Raw genomic sequence first — 18,711 nt, forward strand, 5'->3', positions numbered from 1 at the left:
GGCGGGCGATTCTACCCGCCATGGGCCAGGGCCTCGGGGAGGCTAGGTATTGGCCCGCAGGAAGGGCAGGCACTTGTCGGCGGGCAGGGGCTTGCTGAACAGATAGCCTTGCAGCAAGTTGCAGCCCAGCCGCTTGAGGTAATCCATCTGCGCCAGGGTTTCCACGCCCTCGGCCACCACGGCGAGATTCAGACTGTGGGCCAGGGAAATGGTGGCGGTGCAGATGGCCGCGTCGTTGGGGTCGTGTTCGATGTCGGAGACGAAGGAGCGGTCCAGCTTGAGCCGATCCAGGGGCAGTTGCTTGAGGTAGGCCAGGGAGGAATAGCCGGTGCCGAAGTCGTCGATGGTCAGTTCCACGCCCAGGGCATGGAGCTGGTTCATCAGGGCCGCGCTCTTGGCCGGGTCGTGCATGGCCACGCTCTCGGTGATTTCCAGTTCCAGGTCCCGCCCCGTCAGGCCGTACTGGGCCAGCAAGTCGCGGATGTGGTCGGCCAGCAGCGGGTCGCGCAATTGGCTGGCGGAGATGTTCACCGCCATGCGCAGCGTGTCGATGCCTGCCTCGCGCCATTGCTTGAGTTGGCGCAGGGCCTCGTTGAGGCCCCAGGCGCCGATCAATCCGATCAGGCCCGATTCCTCGGCGACCGGGATGAACTTGAAGGGCAGCATCATGCCCCGGTCGGGGTGGCGCCAGCGGATCAGGGCCTCGACGCTGACCACGCGATGGGTTTCGGCGTCGATCTGGGGCTGGTAGTGAAGGACGAATTCATTGCGCGCCAGGGCCTGGCGTAGATGGGTTTCGATCAGCAGGCGCTCCGTCGCCATTTCGGTCATGGTCTGGTGGAAGAACTGGAAGTTGTTCCGTCCCATGGCCTTGGCGTGGTACATGGCGGTGTCGGCGTTCTTCATCAGGGTTTCCACGTCCTCGCCGTCCTCGGGGAACAGGCTGATGCCGATGCTGGGGGTGGAGTGGAGTTCGGTGCCCTCCATGACATAGGGCTGGGACAGGGTGTTGAGCACCTTGGTTGCCACCAGGGCCGCCTCGGCGACGGCGGTGCCGACCACGGCGATGACGAATTCGTCGCCACCGAGACGGGCCACGATATCGCTTTCCCGCACGCTCTCGCGCAGGCGCTGGGCCACTTCCACCAGCAGGTCATCGCCCACGTGGTGACCCAGGGTGTCGTTGATGATCTTGAACCGGTCCAGGTCCACGAACATCACCGCCAGATGGCTACCCTCGCGGCGGGCGCTGGCCAGGGCCTGTTCCAGCCGGCCTTGCAGGCTGAGACGGTTGGGCAGCTTGGTCAGGGCATCGTGGTGGGCAATGTAGTGGATGCGCTCCTCGGCCGCCTTGTGTTCGGTGATGTCGGTGAAACTGGCGATGTAGTGGCTGATGTCGCCGTTGCCATCGACGATGGTGGAAATGGTGATCCACTTGGGATAGACGTGGCCGTCCTTGTGCCGGTCCCACAATTCCCCCTGCCAGCGCCCCTGCTCCTTGATGGCGCGCCACATGACCTGGTATTCCCGCGCCGTATTGCGGCCCGAGGCGAGGAGCTTGGGGTCCTTGCCCAGCACCTCGTCGGCGCCATAGCCGGTCATGCGGGTAAAGGCGGTGTTGACGTCGACGATGCGGTTGTCCCGGTCGGTGATCAGGATCGCCTCGCCGCTGTATTGGAAAACGTTGGCCAGCAGATGGATACGCTCTTCCGCCTGCTTTTGGCCGGCGATGCTTTCCACCACCGAGAGAATCTGGTCTTCGCCGTTCCAGCCCGGCACGATGCGGCTCTGCTGGCGCACCGGCACCCAATGGCCGTCCCGGTGCAGCAGGTGCTTTTCAACGGGGCCGAAGCGGCCCGTTTGCTTGAGGATCTGCAAGCCGTGCTGCTCGTCCTCCCCTTCGCTATCGGGCACCAGGTCCCAGGAGCTGAGCTTGTCCAGGGCTTCCTTGGCGTAGCCGCTGAGGTCGGAATAGGCCTGGTTGCTGGCAAGGAAGCGGCCGTCGCTGGCCCGGGTGAGGATGTGGCCGATGGGCGCCTCCTCGAACAGGGTGCGGAAACGCTGCTCGTTGTCCCGCAGTTCCGCCGCGCTCTTTTCCAGGGAGTCGTGGGCCGCGATCAGTTCCCGTCCCCGCCTGCGCAAGGTCAGGAACAGGGAAAGACAGAGCAGCAGAATCCAGGTGCCGGCGATCATGACGATGCTCAGGCGGCGGTACCAGCCCGCCAGCGCGTCGCTGACGGAAACGCCCACGACGACGGAGAAGGGGTGATTTTCCAGGACGCGCAGGCTGAAAATCCGCAGGGTGCCGTCGCTTTGGGAATGGAGCGTGGAGGTGTGGGTCTTTTCTCCCGCCTCCACGGCCAGGCGGTTGGGATGGTTGGGGGCCAGGGGGGTATTGATCTGGTCGGGGAGGGGCGGCCAGCGCAGCACGAGGCGGAAGTCGTCGCTGCGGCGGATGCTGATGACACCGTCGCGGCCGAGCTCGATGGAGCGCAACAGGGCGGACAGGTCGCTCAGGTTGATGGCGGCGGTGGCCACACCGAGGAAACGGCCCGTGGCGGCCCGGATCGGCATCGCCACCACGAACACGGGCTGGTCATCGAAGCGTGAATAGACGACTTCCGAGAACACCCGGCCCAGGGTGGCGTCGGCCTTCAGGGCGCGGAAGTATTTGCGGTCGGCGACGTCGTTTTCCGGCCAGGGCGGGGGTTCGGAGTTGTAGAGTAATCGCCCCTGGGCATCGAACACGCGCAGGCTCACCACTTCGTGGAAATTGACCAGATCCTGTTGCAGGGCGGCCGTCAGGGCAAGCTGGTGGCGCGGGGCCTGGGCGACATCCATCATCGACGGAGTTCGGGCCAGGTTGGATGCCCGTTTTTCCAGCAGGGCATCCACCCGGCGCAGGGTGGCATCCAGGCGGGATTCCAGCACCCAGGCCATGTTGCGGGTGGTGGTTCGGCCCAGTAGCAGGGCATCCTGATAGCTGGACCAGAGCAAATAGCCCATCAACCCGGCGGTGGCGAGCAAGGAGACGACAAGCATCCGGGCGACCCAGGGGCGGATCGTCTTGAGTGCCTGTAAGCGGCGAGTGGTGTCCAAGTCTCTATTCACGGAATCCCCGTTGTTTTCCGCCTGGTACCTCGGCGGCCCCTTGATCAGGGCCGAAAGACCGATTTTCCCAGAACATGCACTTTCTGTGGGGACTTGCGGAAGCCGTACCGGGGCGCGCATAATGGTCGGGCCTTTTGCAACCCCCGAACCCTTACCGCCGATGAACCTGCCCACCGCCTCCGCCAACAACCCTTTCCCCTCGTCGGGCGAGCGGGTTTCGGCCGTCGTCGGCAGCGTAGTCGTAGTAGTCGTCGTAGACACCGCGTCGGCCCGGGTTCGCTGAACTGTTTTCCAAAAACCCCCGCCGGCGCTGCCGGCGGGGGTTTTTTATTGTCCATTCCCCTTCGGCGTACCGGCACCTCAACCTAGAGAGGAGCCTCACCATGAACGCACCCGACCGGGAACTGGCCCTGACCGGCCTTCTGCCCACGCCCACCACCTTCACCGGCGCGGAACTCATCGTCCGCCTCATCGCCCGGCAGGGCGTGGGCTTCGTCAGCGGCATTCCCGGCGGCGCCATCCTGCCAGTGTACGACGCCTTGGCCGGTTTTCCCGCGCTGCGCCACGTCCTTGCCCGCCATGAGCAGGGCGCCGGTTTCATGGCCCAGGGCGCGGCCCGGGCGACGGGGGAGGTGGGCGTTTGCCTGGCCTCCTCCGGTCCCGGCGCCAGCAACCTGGTGACCGCCCTGGCCGACGCCATGCTCGACTCCATTCCCATCGTCGCCATCACCGGCCAGGTGCCCCGGGCCATGATCGGCACCGACGCCTTCCAGGAACTGGACATTGGCGCCGTGGCGGCACCCATCACGAAGGAAGTGCTGTTCGTCAGCCATGCCGCCGACCTGCTGGAGGCGATTCCCCGGGCCTTCCGCATCGCCCTGTCCGGGCGGCCCGGCCCGGTGCTGGTGGACGTGCCCAAGGATGTGCAGATGGAGCAGGTGACCATCACCCAGTGGCCCGCGCCGGGCCTGGCCGAGTCCCATCCCGCAGCTAGCGACGCCGACCTGGAGGCGGCTGCTCGCATGCTCGCCGCCGCCCGCCGTCCCGTGCTCTACCTGGGCGGCGGCGTGATCCACGCCGAGGCCGCCGAGGCTGCCCTGGCCCTGGCGGAAAAGGCCGACCTGCCCACGGTGTCCACCCTCATGGCCCTGGGCGCGATGCCGGTCGGCCACCCCCTCGACCTGGGCATGCTGGGCATGCACGGCGCCCGCCACACCAACCTGGCGCTGGAGGAATGCGACCTGTTGTTCGTCGTCGGCGCCCGTTTCGACGACCGGGCCACGGGCAAGCTGGAAGCCTTCTGTCCCGATGCCCGGGTTGTCCATGTGGACATCGACGCCCGCGAGCTGGGCAAGCTGCGTCGACCCGATCTGGCCCTGCGCGCCGATGCCCGACAAGCCTTGCAGGCCTTGTTGCCCAAGGTGGCGCCCCGGCGCAACCCGGAATGGCGGCGCCGGGTGACGACCCTGCGCCAAGCACACCCGCCGGCCTGGGCCGACGCCACGACGGCGGACACGCCCCACGGCCTGATCCGCATCGCCGCCGAGGCCCTGGGGCCGGACGCCATCGTCGCCACCGACGTGGGGCAGCACCAGATGTGGACCGCCCAGGCTTATCCCCTGGCTCGGCCCCGGCAGTGGCTCACCTCCGGCGGCCTGGGCACCATGGGCTTCGGCGTGCCGGCGGCCCTGGGCGCGGCCCTGGCCTGCCCGGAGCGGACCGTGGTCTGCTTCAGCGGCGACGGCAGCCTGTTGATGAACGTGCAGGAGCTGGTGACGGCGGCGGAAGAGGGGGCCAACCTCAAGATCATCGTCATGAACAACAACTCCCTGGGCTTGGTGAACCAGCAACAGACCCTGTTCTACGGCGAACGCATCTACGCCAGCCGCTACCGCCACGGTCCCGATTTCGTCGCCCTGGCGCGGGGCTGCGGCCTGGCGGCGGTGGACCTGGGGGCCGCCGAGGATCCGGTCCAGAGCCTGACGGCAGCCCTGCGCCGGCCGGGGCCGGTGCTGATCCACGCCCCGGTGGACATCGATCACCACGTCTATCCCATGGTGCCGCCGGGGGCCGCCAACCGGGACATGATCGGTCACTGATGCCCCGGTTGGCGGGCGGGAAGGGTTCCTTATTCGGGTTTTTCCCGCGCCTCCGCTAGGCTAGGCTGACGGGATATTCCAGGAGCCACCGTGACGACTTCCCGCCAGCAGACCCCCGCCGAACACCGCGCCGCCGTCGAGGCCGCGGCCCGGGACCGCCTGGACCAGGGCAAGCAAGCCCTGGAGGCCCTGCGCGAGCAGGAACTGGCCGAGGCCGAGGCCCTGGCCCTGGCCCGTATCCGCATCCAGACCGACCAAATGTTGGCCAAGCAGGCGGAAGCCCTGGCGGACGCCGAACGCAAGACCGAGCGGGTGGCCATCGAGCGCCGCGCCGCGGACATCGAGGCCACCAAGGCCGCCCGTCTGCGGCTGGAGAAGGAGGAACAGGCCCGTCTCGCCAGCGCCGCCAAGCAGGCGGCCCAGGCTGCCGCCGCCGAGGCGGCGCGGGAAAAGGCCGAGGCTCAGGCCGCTCTGGCCGAGAGCCGGGCCGCGCGGCGGGCGCTGGCGGACAAGCCGGGACAAGGCGTCGGGCGTTGGGCAGCACTCAGGAATGGGGTCTCCCGCCATTGGCGCGGCCTGCTGGTGGCGGCCTTTGCCCTGGTCCTGGGTTGGGCGGCGTGGCGCATCGACGTGCCTCGGCACGGGGCGTCATCCCTGGCGCAAGGGCCCCAGCCCCGGGCCGGCGACACCGCCGCGCTGCGCTTGAGCCGCGAACTGGGCGCGTTGCCGGAAGCGTCGTCGACGCCTAGGTAAGCAGGCGCCGCCGGGCCAGTTTGAGGGCCACGGCAAAGCTGGTCAGGGCGATCAGCAGCAAAACCCCCATGTGTAGCAGGATCTGGTCCGGCATCGTGCCCAGCAGCAGGGGCCGGATCAGGGCCACCGCATGGCTCAGGGGCAGGACCTGGGCCAGGCCCTGGAGCACGCCGGGGAGCTGTTCGAGGGGAAAGAACACCCCCGAGAGCAGGGTCATGGGGGTGATGAACAGGGTGAAGTAATACATGAAGAAGTCGTAGGACGGCGCCAGGGCGGTGACGATCAAACCCAGGCCGGCGAAGCAGAGGCCGATCAGGAAGATCAGCGGCAACACCCACAGGGCGTGGGCCGGGTCGGCGTAGCCCAGGAGCGCCATCACGACCAGGATGGCAGTGCCCGACAGGGCCGACTTGGTGGCGGCCCAGCACCATTCCCCGGCCACCACGTCTTCCAGGGAGATCGGAGCGTTGAGGATGGCTTCCCAGGTTTTTTGCACGTGCATGCGCGAGAAGGCGCTGTAGAGGGCCTCGAAGCTGGCGGCATTCATGGTGCTGGAACAGAGGGTGCCGGCGGCGAGGAAGGCGATGTAGGGCACGCCGTGCACCTGGGGCAGCAGGCCGCCGAGGCCGTAGCCGAGGCCGAACAGATAGATCATCGGGTCCGCCAGGTTGCCCAGCACCGAGGTCAGGGCCAGCTTGCGCCAGACCAGGAAATTGCGGCGCCAGACGGTGAGGAAGCGGCCCGAGGCCAGAGAATGGAAAAGCAGAGAAAGCATGGGGTGCGATGACGACGAGTAAACTCGGCGTACCTTAACACTTTGCTTCCGCCTTGGCCCGTGTCCGCTCCACGTCTTTGCCTGCTGTCCTGCCTGTTGTTTTTCGCCGCGTCCGCGTTCGCCGTGCCCCCGGCCGACCCCTGCCATGAGCGCCGCATCCAGGTGATCTACTGGAGCGCCGAGGATTGCAGCTGGTGCCAGCGCTGGGTCAGCGAACCCAATCTGGGCCCGGCTTTCCGCCGTAGCCCGACCTTCGCCAAGGTGGATTTCCACAGCGTGAAAAAACCGCGCCTGGCCGAGCCCTACGTCGCCAGGGACTATCCGCCGGAACTGGATTGGCTACGGGCAAAGGTGATGGCAGGCGAGGTCCGCACGCCGCGCCTGGTGCCGGCCTGGTCGGTGTTCGTCGACCATCGTCCCATCGACAGCTACCTGGGCACCCAGGCCTGGCTCAGCCGGGCGGTGGACGACCTGCGCTTGCTGGTGCAGGAGGTTTGCCGCTAGTCGCCGCTGCGCAGGCCCTGGCTGAGCAGGCTGAACAGGCGGCGGTAGAAGCTCTTGTCGGTGACGGTTTCCTCTCCCACCTTGACCAGGTTGTCCACGCTGGCGGACCAGGGCAGGGAAATCGAACCCATGCCCGCCAGGCCGAGGCCGGCGCTGTTGCTGCTGGCCTTGAGCTCGAAATAGGTCTGCTTGGCATTGGCGTACACGACCGTGCCTTCCTCCGTGTCCACACAGACCAGGCCCACTTCCAGTTTGGTGTGGTGGTCCTTGGTGGGTTGGAAGAACTTGGTGCCGTTGATGGTCAGGGCGTCCCGCAGGTCCACCTGATAGCCCTGGCTGAGCAGGGTCTTGCGCGCCGCCTCGCAGGCCTTTTCCTTGCTGACGGAGGTCTGGTAGGCATAGGGCGACATGACGTCGAAGCGTTCGTCGTTGATGACGGACAGTTCCGACAACTTGGGCGACGTGCTGCCGCAGCCGGCGAGCAGGCCGGTCAGCAACAGGAGGATCAGTCGGCGAAGGCGTCGGGGCATGGCATTTTTCCGTCGGACGTTCACGCTGCGGCGCAGGCGTGAGTCCGCATTGTAGGGGAGGCCGCCGGCCCTGGCCGGCTGGGCTGTAACGGCCCGTTAATCCCGCAGTTCGCGGCCGGTGAGCTTGAGGAACACGTCCTCCAGGTTGGCCGGACGGTGCAGGGAACGCAGCTCGGGGTGGTGGTTGAGATGGGCCAGCAGCGGGCCGGCGTCGTCCAGGTAGCAGAACACGGTTTCGCCGGTGATCTCGAAGCGGTGGGCATAGGCCGCGGCGTGGTCCGCCGCCCAGCGGGGCGCGCCGTCGCCGAAGACTTCCACCACCGAGTTCTCGATTTCGTCGGCGATCAGTTCCCGGGGGCTGCCCTGGGCGATGATGCGACCCGCGTCCACGATGGCAAGACGATCGCAGAGGCGTTCCGCCTCGTCCATGAAGTGGGTGGTGAGCAGGATGGTCTTGCCCTGGCCCAGCAGGCGCTTGAGGCGATCCCAGATCAGGTGGCGGGCCTGGGGATCGAGGCCCGTGGTGGGTTCGTCCAGCACCAGCAGATCGGGGTCGTTGATCAGGGCGCGGGCCAGGGTCAGGCGCCGCTTCATGCCGCCGGACAGGCTGCGCAGGGGGGCGTCCTCCTTGCCCGCCAGGCCGGCGAATTCCATCAGTTCGGGAATGCGGCGGCGGATGGCGTCGTCGTCGAGACCGAAGTAGCGGCCGAACACCAGCAGGTTCTCGCGGCAGTTGAAGTCCGGGTCGAGGTTGTCGAACTGGGGCACCACGCCGACCCGCTGGCGCGCTTCCCGGGCCCGGGCCGGCACCGGCTCGCCGGCGAGGGCGATGTCGCCGCCTTCGGGGGCGGTGAGTCCCAGGCAACAGCGCAGGGTCGTGGTCTTGCCCGCGCCGTTGGGGCCGAGCAGGCCGTAGCACTCGCCGGGGCGCAGTTCGAAGGAGAGCCCGGCCACGACCTCGCGGTCACCGTAGGATTTGCGCAGCTCGCGGACGCGAAGGGGAGATGTCATGGGCTGGGCAATGACTTGCCGTAGGCCAGTCCGAAATAGTCGCCCCGCTCCCTCGGGGAGCGGGGTTGGGAGCGAGGGCGATTCTTTTGCAATCGGGCGATCATGACTCCGGCCTCCAGGCCTGAGTAATGATCGCCCGGATGATGTGCAGGCGGCGATGGAAGAAATGGTCGGCGCCGGGCACCACGGTGACGGGCAGGTCGAGGGGCTCGGCCCAGGCCAGCACGTTGTCGAGGGCGACGGTTTCGTCCTTGGAGCCGTGGATGACGATGGTGTCCGCCGCTACCGCCTCGGTGGTGTAGCTGCGGGCGCCCTCCACGTAGCCGGCGGCAGTGCCCACCAGCACCAGGCGCTTGGCCGGGCTGCCTTCGTCTTGCAGGCGCTTGGCGAGGCGGGTGGTGACGTAGGCGCCGAAGGAGAAGCCGGCCAGGTACACCGGCAATTCGGTACCGAAGCGTTGTCGCGCGTAGGCCAGCACTGCGTATTGGTCGTCGGTTTCCTGGTAGCCGTGGTCGTGTTCGCCCTCGGAGCCGCCGACGCCGCGGAAGCTGGGGCGCAGGGTGGCATAGCCCAGGTCGCGGAAGGTGCGGGCCAGGGTGGTTATCACCTTGTTGTCGGCGGTGCCGCCGAACAGGGGATGGGGGTGGGAGATCAGGGCGATGCCCTTGGCTCCCGCCGTGGGTTCGACGAAAACCTCGATCTTGCCGGTGGGGCCGTCCAGCAGGACGCGTTCGTGCAGGCTCATGGTAGGGGCTAGGGGTGATATGACGATTGGTTTTTGGCTCAGATCTTGAGGCGCTCCACTACCTTGCCCTGGGCCAGGTGGCTGTCCACGATCTCGTCGATGTCTTCCTGGTCGATGAAGGTGTACCAGGTGCCTTCGGGGTAAACCACGGCCACCGGGCCCTGGTCGCAGCGGCCGAGGCAGCCGGCCTTGTTCACCCGCACGTCCTTGAGGCCGGAGTTCTTGGCTTTTTCCTTGGCATAGGCCCACAGGGCATCGGCGCCGTGGCTGTTGCAGCAGACCTCGCCGTCGGGCCGCTGGTTGGTGCAGAAGAAGATGTGGTGCTTGAAGAAACTCATGGGGGACTCCGTGGGGCGGACAAGGAAACGAAGGCCGGATTATCTCAGACCCGACCGCCTTCCTTGGTCGGGGCCGGATATTTGCGGGCATTCTTCGTCATCTTGAGCCGGGCCGCGTCAATCAGGTCAATGTCCAGCACGTCCGCCAGTTCCAGCAGGTAGATGAAGGTGTCGGCCACTTCGTCCTGGACCTCGGCCTTTTTCTCCGGGGTGAGGGCCAGGCTTTCCTCCGGCGTCGCCCACTGGAAGTGTTCCACCAGTTCCGCCGCTTCGACGATCATGGCCATCGCCAGGTTTTTCGGCGTGTGGTAGCCCTGCCAGTTGCGCACGGCGCAGAAGGCCCGCAGTTCGTCGCGCAGGGCGAGCAGTCGGTCATCGGGTCGGTCGTCATGCATGGAAGGTTCGTTCCCGTTGGGGCAACAGCAGCCAGGGCAGGGCCAGGAAGGGCCAGAGCATGGAGGCGAGCCGCGTCAGCCCGTTGAAGTTGAGGAAGTGGCCCTGCCACCAGGCCTGGGCAGCCAGGGTCAGGTAGGGATTGGTGGGGGCCAGGTTCACCAGCACCGTGGCCACCAGCAGGGCGCTGCCGGCCAGTACCCGGCGCAGGGGCGGGGCCAGTTGCAGGCTGGGCAGCAGCAACAACAGACCGACGGCGATGCCCTGGCTGTTGCCCGGGGTGATCCAGCGCAGGGCCTGTTGCGGGCTGACCAGCAGGGCGGCGGCGAAGCTATGCACCAGCAGGGCGGCGGCCATCAGCAGCAGCACGCCGGCCCACTGCCGGCGCAGCAGCAGACAGGACGCGGCGAGGCCGACGGCCAGGGTGTTGGCCGCGGCGATGAAGGTTTCGATGCGGCTGAAACGGTCCACGTCGAAGGCCATGGCGTCTTCCAGTTCAAGCAATTGACGCAGGTCGCCGTTGCCGAACAGGAGGATTTCCGGGTTGAGCTGGGTCAGCAGCCAGAGTCCCATCAGCGTCAGTCCGGCGTCCCCCGCGCCGCCGCGCAGGAACCAGTGTTGGCGCAGGGTGTGCAGGCGGCTGCCGTTGAGCAGCAGGTGGCCGCGCCACGCCCCGACCAGGGCGCCGATCAGGGCACCCAGGCTGTTGCAGCCCAGGTCCAGGTTGGAGGGAATGCGGCTGGGCAGGTAGTTCTGCACGGTTTCCAGGCCCAGGCTGAGCAGGCTGGCGGCCAGCACGCAAAGCACGGCGACGGGCCAGGGCCGGCGCGGCGGGCGCAGGTACACCACCCAAAGGAAGCCCAGGGGCACGTAGGCCAGGACGTTGGTGATCAGGTCGAAGGCGGTGACGTAGCGTGGCCAGGGGGCGGCGAGAAATTCCCAGGGCGGCAGGCCCGTGTCGCGCCAGTCGCTGAAGGGATGCAGGCTGGCATAGACCACCAGGGCGGTGTAGGCCAGCGCCAGGTGCAGCGACAGGCTGGAATGGAACTGGCGGCCCATGATGGCGGACGGTCAGCGCACGCAGCCGAGCGGCAGCGCGACCCGCTCAACGGCTGCCGTGGTGGTGCACCGGCTCGGCATGGTGGGTCTGGGCGGCGGCATGGTGGCCGGCGCGCAGTTCGTCGTGGATGCGATGGTCGTGGGGCAGCCATTGGGGCAGCAGGGAGCCCACCACCATGCCCAGGGCGCTGGCCAGCAGGCCGGCGAACTGGGCCGGCAGGAAGGGGTCTTCCGGCCCGGCCAGGAGCAGGGCAAGCCAGGTGGACAGCCCGAGGAAGACCGACAGCAGGGCGCCCTGGTTGCTGGCGCGGCGCCAGTAGAGGCCGCAGACCAGGGGCACGAAGGCCATCACCAGGGTGATCTGGTAGGCGTTTTCCACCATGGTGAAGATGCTGGCCTTGGAGTTCATGGCGTAGAGGGTCACCAACAGGGTGAAGCTGAGGGTGACGATACGCATGGTGAGCAGCAGCTTGCGGTCGGGGACGTGGCCGTGTTCATTGGCCAGCAGCGGCCTGAGCAGGTTCTCGGTGAAGGTGACCGAGGGCGCCAGCAGGGTGGCCGAGGCGCAGCTCTTGATGGCGGACAGCAGGGCGCCGAAGAACATCACCTGGGCGAACAGGGGGGCGTGCTTCATCACCAGCTCGGGCAGGATCATCTGCGAATCGGTGTCGATCAGGGACTCCACCATTTGCGGGTCGATCAGGGTGGCGGAGTAGGCCAGGAACATGGGCACGAAGGCGAAGATGAAGTACAGGCTGCCGCCCAGCACCGAGCCCCACACAGCGATCTTCTCGGTCTTGGACGATTGCACCCGCTGGAACACGTCCTGTTGCGGGATGGAGCCGAACATCATGGTGACCCAGGCGGCGACGAAAGCCAGGATCTCCTTGGCGTCGGCGGCGGGCCAGAAGTCGAACTTGGCGTTGTCCGCGGCGTGCTTGACCACCACGCCGACGCCGCCGGCCATGTCGCTGACGGAGCCGCCGATCCAGAGCATGCCCAGGACGATGACGATCATTTGCAGGAAGTCGGTGATGGCCACCGCCCACATGCCGCCGAACAGGGTGTAGATCAGGATGGTGCCGGAACCGATCCACATGCCCGCCAGCTTGCTGATCTCGCCGCCGGACACCACGTTGAAGACCAGGCCGAGGGCGGTGATCTGGGCGCCCACCCAGCCCAGATAGGAAATGACGATGGCAAGGGTGGTCAGCACCTCGACGCCGCGACCGAAACGCTTTTTATAGAAGTCGCCGATGGTCAGCAGGTTCATACGGTACAGCGGCGCGGCGAAGAACAGGCCCACCAGGATCAGGCAGAGGGAGGAGCCGAAGGGGTCCGCGACGACACCGTGCAATCCTTCCTTGAGGAAGGTGGCGGGAATGCCCAATACTGTCTCGGAACCGAACCAGGTGGCGAACACCGTGGCGGTGACCATGTAAAAGGGGAGATGGCGGCCGGCGACGGCGAAGTCCTTGGTGTTGTGCACGCGGGTGGCGGCGTAAAGGCCGATGCCCACGGAAACGACCCAGTAAGCGATAACGAACCAAAGCAGCATGGGCGGCCCTTCAGAAATAGGTGCAGCCGCCGACCGGCACAAAGCCGCGCCCAGCCTTGCTGCAAGGGGAAAATTTTGAAGCGGCGATTATACTCAAGGGATAGGCAGTCGGACCCATGGGACGGAGGGCTGAAACGCTTGGAAAAGCGCGATGATGACGGCATTTTTTGGAGTTCCGGGCGCGGGGTGGTCGGGCTTACGGTCGCGCTTCCGGCCGGACCTGCGGTCGGCGGTCTTGCGCCGCGCCTGGCGCTGATGTCCGCGCCCCAGGGCGTTGCCCGGTGCGGATGACGGACGCCATGGACAATCCCCGTTACGCCTTTGCCTGGCAGCCGGTACTCAACGGCGCCAGCGCCACCGTGGCCGTCGAGTTGCTTTACCGGGCCCAGCCCCTGGCCGCCCCTTCGACCGAGGAGGGGGAGGACCAGGCCGCCGCCAATGCCATCCTCAGCGCCTTCGTCCATTCCGGACTGGACGAGTTGCTGCGCCTGCGCCGGGCCTTCCTGCCCGTTTCCGCCGCCCTGCTCGATAGCGAACTGCTCAATCTGCTGCCGCCCGACCGTTTTGCCCTGGAGGTGAAACTGCCCTTGTTGCGGGCCATGGGCGACCGCTGCCGGGAACTCAAGGCCCGCGGCTACCGTTTTGTGTTGGACGCCACCGACCTGGAGGACGGCCGCCAGCGCGACAGCCTGGGCAGCGCCGTGCTGCTGGCCGATGTGCTCAAGCTGCGCGCCGACCGGGTGCTGGCGGAGGAGTGCGAGGCCTTGATCGACGAGGCCTGGGCCCAGGGAGTGCAGCTCTATGCCTGCGGCGTGGACGCCCCCGAAACCTTCACCGCCCTGGACGAACTGGGGTTCCATCTGTTCCAGGGCTACTACTTCGCCCACCCGGTGCAGGTGGCCGGCCAGCGTGCCGACCCGCAAAAGGTGGCGGTGCTGGAAATGTTGGCCAAGCTGCTGGCCAACGAAGAGGACAAGGTGCTGGAGGAGACCTTCAAGGCCAATCCGGTGCTGTCGGTGCATTTGCTGCGGCTGGTGAATTCCTCCGCCTTCGCCATGTTGTCGCCGATCCGCTCCATCAAGCACGCCTTCGTCGTCCTCGGTCGGGAGCAGTTGCGGCGCTGGTTGCAGGTGCTGCTCTACGTGCTGGACGGCAACGGCGGCCATTCGCCGCTGCTGGAACTGGCCCTGCGCCGGGCCCGCTTCATGGAATACGTGCTCACCTACCGCACCCACCAGGTGAGCAGCCTGTTACAGGACGAGGCCTACATGGTGGGCCTGTTGTCCCTGGCCGACGTGCTGATGGGCTGGTCCATGGACCAATTGGCGGAACGTCTGCACTTGGCGGAGGAACTCAAGTCCGCCCTGATCCGCCGCGACCGTCCCTTGGGACAGTTGATCACCCTCTGCGAAGCCCTGGAGCAGGGCGATCTGGCGCGGGTGTCGGCCATGGCCGCTGACTTGCAGATCAGCGAGGAGGGCATCATGGCCGCCCAGCAGGAGGCCATCGACTGGGCCCACCGCATCAGCCTGGGGGCGGCGGAATCCAGCGCGCCCTCGGCCTTCGCCGGCGGACGCTTAGCGCCCGACCAGGGCCAGCAGGATGCCGCCCAGCAGGGCGGCGATCAGGGCTAGCCAGCCGTTGCGGCGGGCGGCCTGGCGTTGCAGGGCCTCCACCGCCGCCAGCAGGCGCGCCGGTTCCCGCTCCGCCAGGGCCTGATGGGCCAGGCGCGGCAGGGCCGGCAGCAATGTGGCCCACTGGGGGGCTTCCTTCTTCAGATTGTTGATCAGACCGCGCCAACCCACCTGCTCGCTCATCCAGCGTTCGAGGAAGGGTTTGGCGGTCTTCCACAAGTCCAGGTCGGGGTCGAGCTGACGGCCCAGGCCCTCGATGTTGAGCAGGGTTTTTTGCAGCAGCACCAACTGGGGTTGGATTTCCACGTTGAAGCGGCGGCTGGTCTGGAACAGGCGCAGCAGCACGCGGCCGAAGGAAATCTCCTTCAGGGGCCGGTCGAAAATCGGCTCGCAGACGGCGCGGATGGCGGCCTCGAACTCGTCGATGCGGGTGTCCGCGGGTGCCCAGCCGGATTCCACGTGGGCCTCGGCCACCCGCTTGTAGTCGCGGCGGAAGAAGGCGAGGAAGTTCTGCGCCAGATAGCGCTTGTCGGTTTCGTTGAGGGTACCGACGATGCCGAAGTCGAGGGCGATGTACTTGCCCTTGTCGGCGCCCTCGGTGGCCACCTGGATGTTGCCCGGGTGCATGTCGGCGTGGAAAAAGCCGTCGCGGAAGACCTGGGTGAAAAAGATTTCCACCCCGGCCCGGGCCAGGGCCGGAATATCCACGGCCTTTTCCCGCAGCACCTCGATCTGGGAAATGGGCGTGCCCTTCATGCGCTCCATCACCATCACCGACTCGCTGCACCAGTCCCAATACACCTCGGGCACCTTGAGCAGTTTGGCGGCAGCGTCCGTGCCGCTGAAGTTGCGCCGCAGTTGTGAGCAGTTGGCGGCCTCCCGCATCAGGTCCAGCTCGTCATGCAGGTACTTATCGAACTCGGCCACCACTTCCCGGGGTTTCAGGCGTTTGCCGTCGGACCAGACTTTTTCGAGCAGCCAGGCGGCGGCATCGAGCAGGGCCAGATCGTGGTCGATCACCGGGGCGATGCCGGGGCGCAGGATCTTGACCGCAACCTCGCGGCCTCCTTGTTCCGGCGGCAGCACGGCGAAATGCACCTGGGCCACGGAGGCGGAGGCCACGGGCGTGCGCTCGAAGCTGGCGAAAACCTGGTCCAGGGGCTTGCCGAAGTTCTTTTCCAGCAGGGCCACGGCCTGGTCGGAGGGGAAGGGCGGCACCCGATCCTGGAGCCGCGCCAGTTCGTCGGCGATGTCCGGCGGCAGCAGGTCGCGGCGGGTGGACAGCATCTGGCCGAACTTGACGAAGATGGGGCCGAGGGCTTCCAGGGTCAGGCGCAGGCGCACCGCCGGGGGCGCCGACAGGTCGCGCCAGAAGAACACCTTTTGCGCCAGGCGCATGAGCAGGCCCGAGGGTTCGTGTTCCAGAATCATCTGGTCGAGCCCGTGGGCGATCCCGACCCGGATTATCTTGGCGAGGCGCAGCAGCCGCATGACGAGGGAGGAAAAAACGCGAAGGGGGCGACTTTACCCGCTTTCACCGGCAGGGAAAAGAACGCGGACTCCCTCCCGGTCCGGCCCTTGTCCGGGACGGCATGCGCCGTTCCGGCGCGCCGCTGGGCCGGCTCGGGTATCCTTGCGGCTTGACTGGAACTCGCCCGGGTACTGCCACCATGAAATCCTTCCTGATCGCCAATCCCAAGGGCGGCGTGGGTAAAAGCACCCTCGCCACCAACCTCGCCGGTTATTTCGCCCGCCAGGGGCACGCAGTGATGCTGGGGGACATCGATCGCCAGCAGTCCGCCCGCACCTGGCTGGGCCTGCGTTCCCCGGCCCTGCCGCCGATCACCAGCTGGGAGATCGACGGCGACAAGCCGGCGCGGCCGCCCAAGGGCACCACCCACGCGGTGCTGGACACCCCGGCCGGCCTGCACGGCAAGCGCCTGTCCCAGGTGTTGAAGGTGGTGGATCGGGTCATCGTGCCCTTGCAGCCCTCCATTTTCGACATCCTCGCCACCCAGCAATTCTTGGAGGCCCTGGCCGAGGAAAAGGAAATCCGCAAGCACCAGGCCTACGTCGCCGTGGTGGGCATGCGGGTGGACGCCCGCACCCGGGCGGCGGCGCAACTGGAGCGATTTCTCGAAAGCCAGGGCTTGCCGGTGCTGACCTATTTGCGCGACACCCAGACCTATGTTCAGGCGGCCGCCCACGGCCTCACCATCTTCGATCTGTCAGCCGCCCGCGCCGGCCAGGACCAGGCCCAGTGGCAGCCCCTGATCGATTGGGTCAACGGTCCCGAGCCCTGGCTCTGAGCGGTGCTCGGCGAAGGGCGGCCAAGCGCCGTTGTTTAGGGAAGTCTGATTCAGAGGATGCCGTTCGGGCTGAGCCTGTCGAAGCCTGTCCTGAGCTCGCCGAAGGGCTCAGTGCGAACGGACTTATTCAGAGTCGTTAGTCCTTGCCCGCGCCCGGCAGCAGCCGGGCCTTCCATTCGGCTTCGTTGAGCTTCTTGCGGAACCAGTCCAGGGCCTTGCCGCTCGGGCCGCTGCGCCAGGCCAGGCGTACCGGGCTGGTGGGCATGGGGCCTTCTTCCCGCTTGATCACCAGCCGCCCTGCGGCGACTTCCTTTTCCGCCAGGACGCGGGGCAAGTGGCCGATGCCCAGGCCGGCGATCTGGGCCGCCGCCTTGGCCGCCATGGTGGGAAAGGTGAGGGTGGATTGGCTGGTGGGCAGGCCCACGTCCCGGGCGGCCAGTTCCAAGGAGGTGTCGGCGATGGCCACCACCCGGTGCCGGGCCAGGACCTCCGGCGAAAGCGGGTCCGGCACGGTGGCCAACGGGTGGTGGGGCGCCACGGCGAGGACGAACTCGGTTTCGCCCCAGGGCTGAACGACCAGGCCGCTGCCGGGGGGCGGGTCGTCCTTGACGCCGACGGCCAGGTCGGCGCGACCGGTGATCAGCGCGTCCCAGCCGCCGCCCAGGACTTCGTGGCTGAAGCGCAGCCGGGTGCCGCTTTCCTGGCGGTCGAATTCGGCGATCAGGGGCATCAGGTCGGCGATGTCCACCACGGCGTCCACGGCGATGCGCAATTCCGTTTCCCAGCCGTGGGATACCCGCTGCACCCGGTTTTCCAGCATGCTGGCCGCCCGCAACAGGTGGCGGCCCTCCTCTAGCAGGATGCGGCCGGCCGGGGTCAGCACGGCGCGACGGCCTTCCCGCTGAAACAATTCCAGGCCAAGATCCTCCTCCAGCTTGCGCACCGCGTGGGTGACCGCCGACGGCACCCGGTGCACCGACGCGGCGGCGGCGGCAAAGCTGCCCTTGAGGTCGATGGCGTCGATCAGTTGCAGGGCGTCGAGGGAGATTTTCATGTGAATAAAATTGAACTGTTCGTTCAATTTATATCGGTTGTGGAGTGTCTGTCCAGTCGTTTAGCCTTGCGGCATGAATTTCTTATGTGAAAGGAATTGATGTGATTGCGCTGCGCAAATCCCAGGATCGGGGCGCGTCCGATCTGGGCTGGCTGCAAAGCCGCTTCAGCTTTTCCTTTGCCGACTACTACGATCCGGACCACATGGGCTGGAGCGCGCTGCGGGTGATCAACGACGACTTCATCGCCCCTGGCACCGGTTTCGGCACCCACGGCCACCGCGACATGGAAATCGTCACCTACATGGGCGACGGCGCCTTGCGCCACGGCGACAGCATGGAAAACAGCCGCCTGCTGCGGCGGGGCGAAGTGCAGCGCATGAGCGCCGGCAAGGGCATTCTCCATAGCGAGATGAACGGTTCCGACAGCGAACCCGCCACCCTGCTGCAAATCTGGATCGAGCCTAACCTGCGCGGCATCCGCCCCGAATACGAACAAAAGGAATTCCCCGACGCCCTCAAGCAGGGCCGTCTGCAAGCCCTGGTGTCCCCCGACGGACGCGACGGCAGCATGGTGATCCACCAGGACGCTCTAATCTACGCCAGCATCCTGGCGGCCGGGCAATCCCTGGCCATCGCCCTCACCCCGGGGCGGCGGGCCTACCTGCACGTAGTGGCCGGCAGCCTCAGCTTGAACGGCCAAGCTTTCACCAAGGGCGATGGCGCCAGGATCGCCGACGAATGCGAGTTTCAGGTGAGCAGCGCCGAAGGCGTTGAATTCCTCTGGTTCGACCTGCCCTGATCACCCCGCTTTTTCACCCCCAACTTCCTAGAACACCC

17 protein-coding genes are annotated in these 18,711 nt (G+C 66.8%); 6 read left to right on the top strand and 11 right to left on the bottom strand.

Features of this window, described 5'->3' with window-relative positions; all coding sequences use genetic code 11:
- Positions 1-42 precede the first annotated feature (42 nt).
- On the bottom strand, positions 43-3,111 hold the full coding sequence (locus tag ACYQ2U_RS01180) for a bifunctional diguanylate cyclase/phosphodiesterase (RefSeq protein ID WP_459948506.1): 3,069 nt from the start codon (positions 3,109-3,111) through the stop codon (positions 43-45).
- Positions 3,112-3,494: 383 nt separating this feature from the next.
- On the opposite strand from ACYQ2U_RS01180, the gene ilvB reads away from it, so the two are divergent.
- On the top strand, positions 3,495-5,210 hold the full coding sequence (ilvB, locus tag ACYQ2U_RS01185) for an acetolactate synthase large subunit (RefSeq protein WP_459948507.1): 1,716 nt from the start codon (positions 3,495-3,497) through the stop codon (positions 5,208-5,210).
- Between the two features lie 90 nt (positions 5,211-5,300).
- Complete coding sequence (locus ACYQ2U_RS01190) at positions 5,301-5,963, top strand: hypothetical protein (RefSeq protein WP_459948508.1); 663 nt, start codon at positions 5,301-5,303, stop codon at positions 5,961-5,963.
- Here ACYQ2U_RS01190 and ACYQ2U_RS01195 read toward each other — a convergent pair.
- Complete coding sequence (locus ACYQ2U_RS01195) at positions 5,956-6,738, bottom strand: ABC transporter permease (RefSeq protein ID WP_459948509.1); 783 nt, start codon at positions 6,736-6,738, stop codon at positions 5,956-5,958. The genes ACYQ2U_RS01190 and ACYQ2U_RS01195 overlap by 8 nt on opposite strands.
- Before the next feature lie 60 nt (positions 6,739-6,798).
- Here ACYQ2U_RS01195 and ACYQ2U_RS01200 point away from each other — a divergent pair, with 60 nt between their 5' ends.
- Positions 6,799-7,242, top strand: coding sequence for a hypothetical protein (locus ACYQ2U_RS01200; RefSeq protein ID WP_459948510.1), 444 nt, complete (start codon positions 6,799-6,801; stop codon positions 7,240-7,242).
- Here the strand turns inward: ACYQ2U_RS01200 and ACYQ2U_RS01205 are convergent.
- From ACYQ2U_RS01205 to ACYQ2U_RS01235, 7 genes are all read right to left on the bottom strand, one after another.
- Complete coding sequence (locus ACYQ2U_RS01205) at positions 7,239-7,772, bottom strand: DUF2242 domain-containing protein (protein ID WP_459948511.1); 534 nt, start codon at positions 7,770-7,772, stop codon at positions 7,239-7,241. The two genes, ACYQ2U_RS01200 and ACYQ2U_RS01205, sit on opposite strands and share 4 nt — an antisense overlap.
- A 96-nt stretch (positions 7,773-7,868) precedes the next feature.
- Positions 7,869-8,783, bottom strand: coding sequence for an ATP-binding cassette domain-containing protein (locus ACYQ2U_RS01210; protein WP_459948512.1), 915 nt, complete (start codon positions 8,781-8,783; stop codon positions 7,869-7,871).
- 100 nt (positions 8,784-8,883) lie between these two features.
- Positions 8,884-9,528: an alpha/beta hydrolase gene (locus ACYQ2U_RS01215; RefSeq protein ID WP_459948513.1), complete on the bottom strand. Its 645-nt coding sequence runs from the start codon at positions 9,526-9,528 to the stop codon at positions 8,884-8,886.
- A 38-nt stretch (positions 9,529-9,566) separates the two neighbouring features.
- Positions 9,567-9,866 (bottom strand): (2Fe-2S) ferredoxin domain-containing protein, encoded by a 300-nt coding sequence (locus tag ACYQ2U_RS01220; RefSeq protein ID WP_459948514.1) that lies wholly within the window; start codon positions 9,864-9,866, stop codon positions 9,567-9,569.
- A 44-nt stretch (positions 9,867-9,910) separates the two neighbouring features.
- Positions 9,911-10,261, bottom strand: a complete 351-nt coding sequence (locus tag ACYQ2U_RS01225; protein WP_459948515.1) for a nucleotide pyrophosphohydrolase — start codon at positions 10,259-10,261, stop codon at positions 9,911-9,913.
- Entirely contained in the window at positions 10,254-11,318 is a 1,065-nt protein-coding gene (locus tag ACYQ2U_RS01230; protein ID WP_459948516.1) for a VanZ family protein, read from the bottom strand. Before ACYQ2U_RS01230 ends, ACYQ2U_RS01225 begins: the two co-directional genes overlap by 8 nt.
- Positions 11,319-11,364: 46 nt before the next feature.
- A complete protein-coding gene (locus ACYQ2U_RS01235) occupies positions 11,365-12,876 on the bottom strand; it encodes a high affinity choline transporter 1 (RefSeq protein WP_459948517.1) in 1,512 nt (503 codons plus the stop codon).
- A gap of 299 nt (positions 12,877-13,175) precedes the next feature.
- Between ACYQ2U_RS01235 and ACYQ2U_RS01240 the strand changes: the two genes are divergently transcribed.
- A complete protein-coding gene (locus ACYQ2U_RS01240) occupies positions 13,176-14,510 on the top strand; it encodes an EAL and HDOD domain-containing protein (RefSeq protein ID WP_459948518.1) in 1,335 nt (444 codons plus the stop codon).
- Here ACYQ2U_RS01240 and ubiB read toward each other — a convergent pair.
- Positions 14,454-16,001, bottom strand: coding sequence for a ubiquinone biosynthesis regulatory protein kinase UbiB (ubiB, locus tag ACYQ2U_RS01245; protein WP_459948519.1), 1,548 nt, complete (start codon positions 15,999-16,001; stop codon positions 14,454-14,456). The two genes, ACYQ2U_RS01240 and ubiB, sit on opposite strands and share 57 nt — an antisense overlap.
- A gap of 179 nt (positions 16,002-16,180) precedes the next feature.
- On the opposite strand from ubiB, the gene ACYQ2U_RS01250 reads away from it, so the two are divergent.
- Complete coding sequence (locus ACYQ2U_RS01250) at positions 16,181-16,819, top strand: nucleotide-binding protein (protein WP_459948520.1); 639 nt, start codon at positions 16,181-16,183, stop codon at positions 16,817-16,819.
- Between the two features lie 136 nt (positions 16,820-16,955).
- On the opposite strand, the gene ACYQ2U_RS01255 is transcribed toward ACYQ2U_RS01250, so the two are convergent.
- Complete coding sequence (locus tag ACYQ2U_RS01255) at positions 16,956-17,873, bottom strand: LysR family transcriptional regulator (RefSeq protein ID WP_459948521.1); 918 nt, start codon at positions 17,871-17,873, stop codon at positions 16,956-16,958.
- 86 nt (positions 17,874-17,959) lie between these two features.
- On the opposite strand from ACYQ2U_RS01255, the gene ACYQ2U_RS01260 reads away from it, so the two are divergent.
- Complete coding sequence (locus ACYQ2U_RS01260; protein WP_459948522.1) at positions 17,960-18,673, top strand: pirin family protein; 714 nt, start codon at positions 17,960-17,962, stop codon at positions 18,671-18,673.
- Positions 18,674-18,711 lie beyond the last annotated feature (38 nt).

The sequence above is a fragment of the Denitratisoma sp. agr-D3 genome, assembly GCF_054658675.1.

Coding starts and splice junctions, on each gene's coding strand:
- ilvB (WP_459948507.1), top strand. CDS start 3,495: ATGAACGCACCCGACCGGGAACTGGCCCTGACCGGCCTTCTGCCCACG.
- ACYQ2U_RS01240 (WP_459948518.1), top strand. CDS start 13,176: ATGGACAATCCCCGTTACGCCTTTGCCTGGCAGCCGGTACTCAACGGC.
- ACYQ2U_RS01225 (WP_459948515.1), bottom strand. CDS start 10,261: ATGCATGACGACCGACCCGATGACCGACTGCTCGCCCTGCGCGACGAA.
- ACYQ2U_RS01250 (WP_459948520.1), top strand. CDS start 16,181: ATGAAATCCTTCCTGATCGCCAATCCCAAGGGCGGCGTGGGTAAAAGC.
- ACYQ2U_RS01220 (WP_459948514.1), bottom strand. CDS start 9,866: ATGAGTTTCTTCAAGCACCACATCTTCTTCTGCACCAACCAGCGGCCC.
- ACYQ2U_RS01230 (WP_459948516.1), bottom strand. CDS start 11,318: ATGGGCCGCCAGTTCCATTCCAGCCTGTCGCTGCACCTGGCGCTGGCC.
- ACYQ2U_RS01235 (WP_459948517.1), bottom strand. CDS start 12,876: ATGCTGCTTTGGTTCGTTATCGCTTACTGGGTCGTTTCCGTGGGCATC.
- ubiB (WP_459948519.1), bottom strand. CDS start 16,001: ATGCGGCTGCTGCGCCTCGCCAAGATAATCCGGGTCGGGATCGCCCAC.
- ACYQ2U_RS01195 (WP_459948509.1), bottom strand. CDS start 6,738: ATGCTTTCTCTGCTTTTCCATTCTCTGGCCTCGGGCCGCTTCCTCACC.
- ACYQ2U_RS01205 (WP_459948511.1), bottom strand. CDS start 7,772: ATGCCCCGACGCCTTCGCCGACTGATCCTCCTGTTGCTGACCGGCCTG.
- ACYQ2U_RS01210 (WP_459948512.1), bottom strand. CDS start 8,783: ATGACATCTCCCCTTCGCGTCCGCGAGCTGCGCAAATCCTACGGTGAC.
- ACYQ2U_RS01255 (WP_459948521.1), bottom strand. CDS start 17,873: ATGAAAATCTCCCTCGACGCCCTGCAACTGATCGACGCCATCGACCTC.
- ACYQ2U_RS01215 (WP_459948513.1), bottom strand. CDS start 9,528: ATGAGCCTGCACGAACGCGTCCTGCTGGACGGCCCCACCGGCAAGATC.